Annotated in this window: 7 protein-coding genes and 1 pseudogene; 5 read left to right on the top strand and 3 right to left on the bottom strand. The window is 69.4% G+C overall.

All coding sequences use genetic code 11. The features are described from left to right. Positions 1-111: 111 nt before the first annotated feature. Complete coding sequence (locus L0H79_RS17170; protein WP_301485868.1) at positions 112-723, top strand: YHS domain-containing protein; 612 nt, start codon at positions 112-114, stop codon at positions 721-723. A 328-nt stretch (positions 724-1051) separates the two neighbouring features. Then, positions 1052-2110, top strand: a complete 1059-nt coding sequence (locus L0H79_RS17165; protein ID WP_301485867.1) for a type II glyceraldehyde-3-phosphate dehydrogenase — start codon at positions 1052-1054, stop codon at positions 2108-2110. Between the two features lie 1484 nt (positions 2111-3594). Here L0H79_RS17165 and L0H79_RS17160 read toward each other — a convergent pair. After that, positions 3595-3729, bottom strand: a pseudogene (locus L0H79_RS17160) (transposase); the annotation flags it as partial. A gap of 303 nt (positions 3730-4032) precedes the next feature. Beyond that, on the bottom strand, positions 4033-4278 hold the full coding sequence (locus tag L0H79_RS17155; RefSeq protein ID WP_301485866.1) for a YHS domain-containing protein: 246 nt from the start codon (positions 4276-4278) through the stop codon (positions 4033-4035). A gap of 348 nt (positions 4279-4626) precedes the next feature. On the opposite strand from L0H79_RS17155, the gene L0H79_RS17150 reads away from it, so the two are divergent. Then, positions 4627-5442 (top strand): SGNH/GDSL hydrolase family protein, encoded by an 816-nt coding sequence (locus tag L0H79_RS17150; RefSeq protein ID WP_301485865.1) that lies wholly within the window; start codon positions 4627-4629, stop codon positions 5440-5442. Between the two features lie 179 nt (positions 5443-5621). Here the strand turns inward: L0H79_RS17150 and L0H79_RS17145 are convergent, their stop codons facing one another. Next, positions 5622-6821: a prolipoprotein diacylglyceryl transferase gene (locus L0H79_RS17145; protein ID WP_301485864.1), complete on the bottom strand. Its 1200-nt coding sequence runs from the start codon at positions 6819-6821 to the stop codon at positions 5622-5624. A 751-nt stretch (positions 6822-7572) separates the two neighbouring features. On the opposite strand from L0H79_RS17145, the gene istA reads away from it, so the two are divergent. Continuing rightward, positions 7573-9165 carry an IS21 family transposase gene (gene istA / locus L0H79_RS17140; protein WP_301485863.1) on the top strand — a complete coding sequence of 531 codons (1593 nt, stop codon included), beginning with the start codon at positions 7573-7575 and terminating at the stop codon, positions 9163-9165. Further along, on the top strand, positions 9162-9941 hold the full coding sequence (gene istB, locus L0H79_RS17135) for an IS21-like element helper ATPase IstB (RefSeq protein ID WP_301485862.1): 780 nt from the start codon (positions 9162-9164) through the stop codon (positions 9939-9941). Before istA ends, istB begins: the two co-directional genes overlap by 4 nt. Positions 9942-10102: the final 161 nt, after the last annotated feature.

Genomic DNA, 10102 nt, shown 5'->3' with positions numbered 1-10102 from the left:
AACGCCTTCATGGGACCTTCACCGTTCGTCAGGCCCTACCTTCAGCGACGGCAAGTACCGTGATGGATACCTCCTTGGCGGTATCGCTTGGGTGGTGTCGAGGAGGACGCAATGACCGTGAGCACGTTCGCTGTCAACGGCCCCGTGTGCGGGGTGTGTCTGGGCGAGCTTCTGGAAGAGGTACGCAGCGTCAAGGGCATCAGCCGCGCAGCGGCGGGCCTCGGCGCGGGCGATACCGCATTGCTGGTCCTCGAGGGCGTCGAGCACCTGGGGGCCTCGCAGTTGAGAGCAGCCGTGGAGAGGGCCGGGTTTGTCCTCGCTCCGGCGCATCGGGCGCGGACCAGCAGCCGACACTGGGCTCCGTTGCTGGCGGCCATGTCCACCGGAGGGATTCACAACGACGAGACCGGGCTCGGAGCCGGCTCCGCGCGTCGCCGCTCCCTGTCTCCTCAGAGGAAGGACGAACGTCTAGGCCAGGTATGGCTGGATGGCGCACGTCGCGTGGTGAAGATCGGGCGCGACCACGAGGAAACACCAACACTGATGGAGGAACACGTGTCCCAGAAGGCCGAGAAGGTCGTCGACCCGGTGTGCGGGATGAGCGTTGACCCTGCATCCGCCGCCACAAGCACCGAGTATGAGGGCAAGACGTACTACCACTGCTCCAACCACTGCGCGGAGCGGTTTCGGGCCGACGCCGCCAAGCACGTTGTCGGCGAGTGACTTTGCCACCCTGATTTGGGATTCCCGGCGAGGCCGAGCCCACCGAAACACCAAGAAAGTGATGGCCCATGGGCGGTTGAGTGCCTGCCGTCGCCGATCGTGACGTCACCGACCGATCCGGACTGGCGGGTGTGCATGAGGCTGTCGAGTCACCCTCGGGCGCCATGCCAGGGATCGTCCACTGCTAGGCGCGAGAGGAAGTCGTCGCGGCGGCATCCGACTGCCAGATTTCCATGCTGGCGCAGACATCGGGAACCCAGGCATGGCGGCGGCTGACTGAGCCGTGGCTTCGAGTTGGTGGAACAGAGAGAACTGGAGGTAGAGGGAAATGAGCAACATTCGGGTGGTAGTCAACGGCTACGGGGTGATCGGCAAGCGAGTGGCCGATGCTGTGCGGCTCATGCCGGATATGGAGCTCGTCGGTGTTTCCGACGTTGGAACGGACTGGCGGGTCCGGACGGCTGTCGAGCTCGGCTATCCGGTGTTTGCGGCGACCGTGGACGCCGCCGCGGCGATGCGTAGCGCGGGGATGGCAGTGGCTGGTGATCTGGCCACCCTGCTGGGGGAGGCGGACGTGGTGGTGGACAGCACGCCGAAGAAGGTCGCCGCGGGCAATCTCGAGGCGTACCGAGCGGCGGGCGTCAAGGCCGTCTTCCAGGGAGGGGAGTCCCATTCCCTCACCGGGCACTCATTCGTCGCCCAGGCCAACTACGGCACGGCGCTGGGGCGGGATGCCACCCGGGTCGTCTCGTGCAACACGACCAGCATGGTGCGCGTGCTCGGGGCGCTGCAGGACGCCGGTCTGCTCGCGCGGGCCCGCGGCGTACTCATCCGGCGGGCCACCGACCCGGGCGAGTCCCACGAGGGGGGGATCATGAACACCATGGTGCCGGAGTCGTCGATCCCCTCGCACCAAGGCCCCGACGCCCGGACGGTCCGGCCGGAGTTGGACGTGGTCACGATGGCCGCGAAGGCGTCGCACACCCAGACTCACAACCACTACTGGGCCCTGCAACTGACCCGTCCGGCCAACCGTGAGGAGGTCCTGGACGCGCTGCGGGCCGCCCCGCGTATCGCGTTCATCCGGATGGAAGACGGCTTGACAGGGCTGAACACGACCGTCGAGCTCATGCGAGACCTGGGTCGTCCCCGCGGTGACATGTGGGAGGTCGCGCTCTGGGAGGACGTGCTGACCGTCCAGGGGGACGAGGCCTTTCTCACGTATCAGGTCTACAACGAGGCCATAGTCGTGCCTGAGTCCATCGACGCCATCAGGGCTCTGGCCGGCACGGTGCCGGACGGCGCCGCATCCATCGCCATGACCGACGAGGCGCTGGGGATGCGCAGGCACTTCCTCCCCGAACCGGTCGGGGTGACGCCTGCCTGAGAGGCGATGACCGGGGGCATCGGCTGAGCCCATGGGTCCAGGACCTCCCGGCCACCGGACGGCATCGAATCGATCATCCGCCGTCGGACGATGCTTCAGGAGGTCCGAGGGCGGCCTACCTTGGTCGCGCTGCGCTGACCAGTATCCGAGCTGCCCAGCGAAGTACGCCAGCATCGGGTGAGCGGGTGGCTGGAACGTCGGCAACCCGCTTGGCGATGGTGGCGGCGAGATCACCGCTCTTCGCAGCCCGCTCGTCGTGGGTGGCTCCCGCGGGGGGCCGCATCAAGGTCTCGAGCGACGTCGCCAAGGCTATCCCGCCGGGAAGTCCGAGGTCGTCGCCGACGGTGTCGACTACACGAGGGCGGTCCGTGCTCCGGCGACACGAAGCGCGACCTTGACACCTCGCTGCCGACCGGGGCCGTCGACCCGGCACTCTGTGGCGCCCTGGGCGACGCCCCGGCCGGTGGACATCCAGTCCCATGGCGTTCCCCCAGCGCACGGCCTCAGGAGCGGTGGCCAGATCGAGGCCCTCACGCTCGTCCGTGACGGCGCCCGCCTTGGGATCGGGGCTTAGCTCTGGATGTTCGAGAGCGAGTATTCACCTACCCCCATGCACGAGCCTGTCGGCGTCCGTTCCCGGCCACAGGTTCAACGGGTTCCGCCAGCATCTGTGCCGTCTTCCTGGTCGCGCTGGCGCTCCGCGCGCCGACGTTCGAGTTGCTCACTCAGTTGGCGCATGAAGTGCTCGTCGTCCTCCGGCCCAACCGGCTCTGACGATGCCCCCCGCGTTCCGGCGGGCCCGAAAGATCCACGAGGACCGGCTGGAATCTGCCGCGCCCGCCTGTCCACCGAACGGCCCGAACGCCGCGATGCCTTGCGGACCCTATCTGGCTGGGCCAACCTGTGCGCGTCGCCGCCCCCCGGTGCGCCGAGGTCTATCACGGTGTCGCGTCCGAAGCCGCTCACCACCCAGCCGAGCCATCCGAGCGCCGCGACGGCTAACAAACCGATCAACCATTTGACCGGGTGATCGCTCGCGGCGTCCCCAGGTTGGCCCAGCGGCGCGGAACCGGCCAGGAACGTTCCGGCCAGAACGGAGGATGCCCGGGAACTAGGCCAGTCCGAACTCGCAGCCGAGCGGCGGCGACGGTGCACCGTGGACCCGATTGTCGTCATGATCTCGCCCCGTCCGGCCCCCGGGGGGCCGCACTCCCAGACCGAGCGTGGACCATCACATTTCCGCGCACCTGCACCACCTCCAGCTCGAGGGCAACGGCCACGTCGCAGGCAACCGCCGGGCATCTGCCCTGCGGCTCACGCGACGACCCCGGCCCCGTGTGCGGAACCAGGGCAGTTACGAGGATCCGTCACCCACTCTGATGTTCGCCGCAGGTGCCCCTCATGTTGGCTCAGATTCGATGAAGAATCGATGTTGCCACCTTCTCCGCCGGGTCCGATGCTCCTATTCCGCGTCAAGCGGACCGCTCGAGCCAGTGCCGCAACGTGCCCCGCTCGATGCCCAGGTCCTGCGCAATGCCGCGCACCGTCGCGCCCGGAGTAGACTCGTACAAGTCGACGGCCTGCCGGCGGAACTCGTCGGAGTAGCTCTTGCCGGCCATGGTTCAGGATCATCTCGCTCTCCCACAATGGGGCATTCAGCGTGTCCAAGAACCAAGGTCACGGCCCCGTCCCTATCGTCGCGGTCACGGCTCCGATAACTCAAGCAGCAACGGCCCCTACCGGCTGCGCGGCCGTGCAAGCCGCACTGCGGTGGATGCGGGATGCCGCCCGAATCCGGCAGGCGTCCCGTAACAAGCGTCTCGCCCATACACGCCATGACCGCAGCAGCCTTCCCCGGCCTCGCCTGCCGGGGAATGCCCACGGCCAAGCCTGGACGACCGGGATCGATCTACGCTCGCTGGCTAGGCCACGGTGGCATAGGTGCTCGGGTCGGCGTCGAAGGCGTCGGCGCAGTGGGCGCAGCAGAAGTAGTAGCGCACGCCCTCGAAGTCGCGCACCAGCCCGGCCGACTCCGCCTGCGACCTCAACGTCGTGCTGCCCTTCACCGCACAGGTGACCCGCTCGTCGCCGGCGCCGGGCAGGACCGTACTGGTGTCGTGTCCGTGCCCCTCGCCACAGCATCCGCCGTGGCCGTGATCGTGTGCCATCAGATGTCCTCTTTCAATTTCGTGGCCAGAGCGGCTCGTCATCGCCCGCCCGCCCGGTTGTTGGCACGGCGGTGGGTGGCGCAGGCACCGCGTGATGGGCTCCCATAGGCGAACGCCCACGCGTGCCAAGCTACCCCTGCGCGGCACGGATGTGTCGCCGGTGCACCCCTCGGCGCAGGACCTACACCGAACCTTCACGGCTCCTTTACAGCACCTACATCGCCGCGGGGCGACCATGGCGCTATCCAGATGGGATTGGGGTGTGCGCGTCCCTTGAGGAGCGTGGCGATGCGACTAGGCCGACAGGAAGCGCGGTGCTCGGGTGACGTGGCGTCGGCGAGTGCGACGGTGACATCGAGCCACGTGGTGCGGACCGCCCCCCGCGGGAAGGCTCTCGGCATCATGGCGGCGCTTGCCGCACTGGTGACGCTCATCGCCGCCCAGGCGGCGCAGGTGAATCGAAGGTACGGCGGCGCGTCGCCGGACGTTCGGCGCATCGATGTGACCGTGGCACCGTTCGGCGTTGCACAGGCTGGCCAAGCCGCTCTGGAGATGGCAGCGTTCGGAGATTCCTCGGTGGCTGGGGTCGGGGTGTACGCCCTCGAAGAGCCTCTACCGGTGCAGCTCGCGCAGCGGGTTGCTGACGGGTCGGGACGACACGTGCACGTGGTGGGCTACGCGCGTTCCGGCGCGAGGACCCGGGACGTGCTGGCCGGGCAGGTCCCATCAATGCGGCATGCCCCTGATGTCTCGGTGGTAGTGGTGGGCACCAACGACGTCACCCACCTCACATCGCTCCTCCCCCTCGCCCGCAGCTCGGCCGAGCTCTTCTCAGCGTTGGCGGACCAGAGGGCGCCGGTGGTGGTTTCCAGCCTTCCGGAGTTCCGCGCGATGCGGTTGTTGCCCAATCCCTTGTCGGCGGCTGTCCGGTCGTACAGCGGGCTCGTGCGGATTGTGCAGCGATGCGCCGCCTCGCGGAGCCAATCCGTGTACTTGGTGGACGTCCGCCGTGCCGTCGGCCGGGAGTTCATCGACGATGTGAGCAACATGAGTCCCGACCTGTTCCATCCGTCGGCGAGCGGGTATGGACGGATCGCCGACGCCATGGCGCCGACCGTCCTTGCTGCGCTCCAGACACGAAAATCGCAGAGCGTGAGCGCGTGACCGTCCGAGAGAACGAACGCGCGCAGCGCTTGGGCGGGTCAGCCGAGCTGGTTGGGCGAGGACCGCACACGGTGCCGCCGGCATCCTCGGATGGCGTCAGCGTCGAGCGGCCCCACCAGCTGCTCTCCCGCCCGGCTAGCGACCGGCTGGCGGGCGGCTGCTGGGCGGTCCCGCCGGGTTCAGCGGAGGAGCAGTGCGCCGAGCGACGCGGCGAGGACGAGCGCCGCAACGACCACCGTGATGGCACGTCCGTGCGCGGTGGCACGGGGGATGCTGCGAAGCGGGAACAGGACTTGGCGGCCGAGCACATAGGCCGCCAGCGTGCCGACCAGGACGAGGCCGGTGCCTGCGGTGGGCGCTAGGAGGACGGCCAGGAGCGCGAGGGCCCCTACCGTCGCGGAGAGCCCGGACTCGATGAGCTGCACCGGGATCCGCCGCACCCCGACGCGTCGATCGGAGGACCAGACGCCCCACCTCGACGATGTCGGCCGGCCCACGCAACACCCGCCGAACAGGCATCCGAGCCTTCCTACCGCCATCCCGAAGAGCAGACCCGGTGCCGTGACGTCGAGGGCCGCACCCAGGGGCAGATCAAGGAGGAACGACCCCGACACGAGCGCCCCGACGGTGACGATGACGAAGCCCTGCACGGACATGCCGGGCGTCACGAAGCTCCGCGGTTCCCGCGGGTGCGTGAGCACGTAATAGACCTTGGCGCCGACGAGGCCGAGCGCGCTCGCGACGGCGGTGAGAAAGGGCAGGCGCAGCCCGGGCAGGTCGAGCTGGCGTGCCAGCAGGGTCTGGAGCACCAGAGCCACCACGAACCCCATACCGACCAGCGTCGGCCATGCGCCAAGGCGTACCCCGGGTGCGAGGTTGCGGACTAGGGGTGCGAGCGCGGTGCGGCCCGAGGCCGCGCCGCGCGGCAGCCGAGGGCTGTGCACCTCCACCCATGGGGCGGGTGAGCCGGGGGGCGCGGGCCGGACCGGCGTGGCCACCACTTCCCACTCGCCGGCGGCGACCTCCGAGATCCGGGTCGTGAAGGCGATCCGTCCCGAGCCGGGCACGATGTTCTCGAGTGTCGAGGTCTGGTCGAACTCCGTCCCTTCGACCGGTCTTGCGGAGCCGCCATCCTCACCGGGACTGCCCTTCAGGTGGCCACGGAGGTGAACGGTCATGTCGTAGGGGTCGCCGACGGGTTCAGCGTCGAACCAGTACGTGACACCCAGCGACTGCTGGTCGGCGTCATCGAGCGCGCTGCAGCTCAAGTCCGTGATCACGACGGGGGAGCGCGGGGCGTGCCGCACCAGCCGAGGTGGCGCGGCGCTCGGGTCCACCAGAGCAGCCGGGGCCTCCTCGGCGACGCGGGGCCGGGCCACCGACGCCCATGGAGCGAAGAGACCCGTGGGTGCCGGCGGGTTCGTTGCCGGAGGCCGACCCGGCGATGGCGACGGCCTAGCGACGGTGCGAGTCGACGGTGGAGTCTCCGGACGTGGCTGCTGCGGTGCAGACGGCGTCTTCACGCCCGCGGACTCGGCCCCCGGTGTCGGGCGAGCGTCTCGGCGGGACCCCCGCGCCTCCCGCAGAGCCCCCTGGGCCGCCGACTGCGGCCGGTCTCGAGCCACTGGTGTCCGGAAGAAGGCGGCACCGGATGCGTCCTGCCGAGGCGAACGACTCTTCGTACTGCGGTCGAGTGTCGGTGCCGCCCGACGATTTTTCGGCTTGTCGGACCGGGCAGACATCAGAACTCCTGGCGGACGCCGTCGTCCGCCGTCTGGGCGCTGCCAGCCTGCGCCGGCTCCGCCGCCGCTCGGCTTTCTGGGACGGTCGCCCAACTCGCCGGGTCGTGACTCGACTGCGCCGAGGGCCCAAAGGGGGATGGGTTCATGGTTCTCACGGGACCACTGTCTGCGTTCTACCGAACAATCGTGACGTAGGAACGATGAAGAAATGATGAAGACGGCAGGCGTGTGTCCATGGCCATGGAAAAGTCCCCACTGGTGGCCAGGTGAGGTCCCCACTGGTGGCCAATTAGAAGTCCCCACCCTCTGCTCGTCGTGTCGACCGGGAGCTTGAGGCCCTGAGCGGTGGCGGTGCCAACCAGTCACTGTCACCGCTCAGGGAGCTCCATTGAAGAGCAAGAGGGAAGAGATGGACATCATTGCCGCCTACCAGCAGGTGGGCACCTACCGTGGTGCCGCGGAGATCTGCGGCACCACGCACAAGACGGTCAAGCGGGTCATCGAGCGGGCCGAGGCCGGCCGGGAGGGTCCGGGGCGGGCGCCGCGGCCGAGCAACTACGAGGGGGTGCGGGAGCTGGTCGCGAAGTCGGTCAAGTCCGGCTTGGGGCGGGTCAGCGCGAAGCGGCTGCTGCCGAAGGCGCGGCTGGAGGGGTACACCGGTTCGGACCGCAACTTCCGGCGCTTGGTCGCCGAGGAGAAGAAGCGCTACCGGCGTGAGCGGGGCAGCTCGCGCCGTCCGGCGGTGTGGACCCCGGGCGAGCACCTGGTGATCGACTGGGGCGTGATCGCCGGCGTGCACGTCTTCTGCGCGGTGCTGGCCTGGTCGAGGGTGCGGTTCGTGCGGTTCGCCCCGGACGAGAAGGCGCACACCACGCTGGCGCTGCTGGCGGAGTGCTTCGAGGCCCTCGGCGGGGTGCCGGGCGTGGTGCTGGCGGACCGGATGAACTGCCTGAAGGGTGGGGTCGTAGCAAACCGGGTGGTGCCCACGAGCGAGTACGTCCGGTTCGCCACGCACTACCGGTTCCGGCCGGACTTCTGCGAGGGGTACGACCCGCAGTCCAAGGGCATCGTGGAGAACCTGGTCGGGTACGGCAAGGATGACCTGCTGCGCCCGCTGCTGCTCGAGCACGCCCTCGACGTGGGCGCTGGGATCGACGAATCCGTTGTGGCGGCAAGGGTGCTCGCGGACCTGCCGGCGGCGAATGGGCATGCCGCGGCGTGGTGCGCGCAGGTCAACGCGAACGTGCACTCAGAGACCGGTGCGGTCCCGGCGGTGCGGCTCGAGCGTGAGCGGGAGCTGCTGGCCGGGTTGCCCTCGCTGCGCCCGAGCATCGGGCCGGCGCCGGTGACCCGCAAGGTCGACAAGCTGTCCACGATCCGGCTCGGCTCGGCCCGGTACTCGGTTCCGGTCCGGCTGCGCGGGGCCCGGGTCGCGGTGGTGGTCGACGGGCCCCGGGTTCTGGTCCTGGATGTCGGCACGGGCGAGGTGCACGCGCAGCACCCCCTCGTCGCCCCGGGCGAGGCCTCGATCCTCGACGAGCACTACGGCGGCCCGCGGTCGACCGTCCCGGTCCGGGCGATCCGGCCGAAAACCGCTGCGGAGAAACAGTTCTGCGCGCTCGGCCCGGCTGCGGAGGCGTTCATCGCCGGCGCCGCCGCCGCTGGGCACACCCGCCTCGGGCCGGAGCTGGCCGAGCTGAACACGCTGACCGCCGCGCACGGCACCGAGGCCATGGTCGCAGCCCTCGAGCGGGCCACCGCGTTCGGGCGGTGGAAGGCCGCCGACATCCGCTCGATCCTCGCCGCCGGCGCCGGCACCCCGCATCCGAGGACCGCCGGCAACGCGTTGGTCATCGACCTGCCCGTCGCCACCGGCCGGTCCCTCGCCGAGTACGCACCGGGCGGGCGAGCGGGGAAAAGCACTGGAAACAGGGAGGACTCGATGGAAAATGGCTTCGACGACGAGGTGGTGTGGTCATGACCGCCGCCACCGCACCGACCCTGCCCGCTGACCTGGTCGCCGGGCTGCGCCGGCTCAAGCTCGCCGCGATGCGCCAGCTCGCCCCCGAGCTGCTGGTCACCGCCAAGACCCAACGGTGGACGCCCGAGGAGGTCCTGCGCGCCCTCGTCGAGGCCGAGGTCGCCGCCCGCGACGCCTCCAACGAACGGGCCCGGCTCAAGGCCGCGGGGTTCCCCGTCCTGAAGACCATCGAGGAGTTCGACCTCGCGGCGTCCTCGATCCCCGCACCGACCTGGGCCTACCTCACCTCGCTCGAGTGGATCGGTGCGAGGGAGAACCTGGCCCTGATCGGCCCGGCCGGCACCGGCAAGTCCCACACCCTCATCGCGCTCGGGCACGCCGCCGCCATCGCCGGGCACCGGGTGAAGTACCTGACCGCTGCCGAGGCCGTCGAGACCCTCTATCGAGGCCTGGCCGACAACACCGTCGGCAAGACCATCGAGGCCCTCCTGCGATACGACCTCATCTTGCTCGACGAGGTCGGCTTCGCCCCGCTCGACGACACCGGGGCGCAGCTGTTGTTCCGGCTCGTCGCGGCCGCGTACGAGAGACGCGCCCTCGGCGTGGCCTCGCACTGGAGCTTCGAGGACTGGGGCCGGTTCCTGCCCGAACACACCACCGCCGTCAGCATGCTCGACCGGCTCCTGCACCACGCCACCACCGTGGTCACCTCCGGCCAGTCCTACCGCATGCGCCACGCTCGAACCCGCCAAGGAGGTGAGGCACCCAGCAGCTGAACAAGCCGCAGAGGGTGGGGACTTTCACTTGGCCACCAGCGGGGACCTGAGCTTGGCCATTGACAGCGTGCCAGTTGGGCGAATTTCGTTGGTACACCACGACAGCGGTGAGCATGTCCCGCACATGCAGATACAGCTAAAGGCGCCGTAATCGCGCTCTG

The organism is Intrasporangium sp. (assembly GCF_030452765.1).
Classification (GTDB): domain Bacteria; phylum Actinomycetota; class Actinomycetes; order Actinomycetales; family Dermatophilaceae; genus Intrasporangium_A.
This window is presented reverse-complemented; position numbering and strand designations above follow the sequence as displayed.

Coding starts and splice junctions, on each gene's coding strand:
- L0H79_RS17170 (WP_301485868.1), top strand. CDS start 112: ATGACCGTGAGCACGTTCGCTGTCAACGGCCCCGTGTGCGGGGTGTGT.
- L0H79_RS17165 (WP_301485867.1), top strand. CDS start 1,052: ATGAGCAACATTCGGGTGGTAGTCAACGGCTACGGGGTGATCGGCAAG.
- L0H79_RS17155 (WP_301485866.1), bottom strand. CDS start 4,278: ATGGCACACGATCACGGCCACGGCGGATGCTGTGGCGAGGGGCACGGA.
- istB (WP_301485862.1), top strand. CDS start 9,162: ATGACCGCCGCCACCGCACCGACCCTGCCCGCTGACCTGGTCGCCGGG.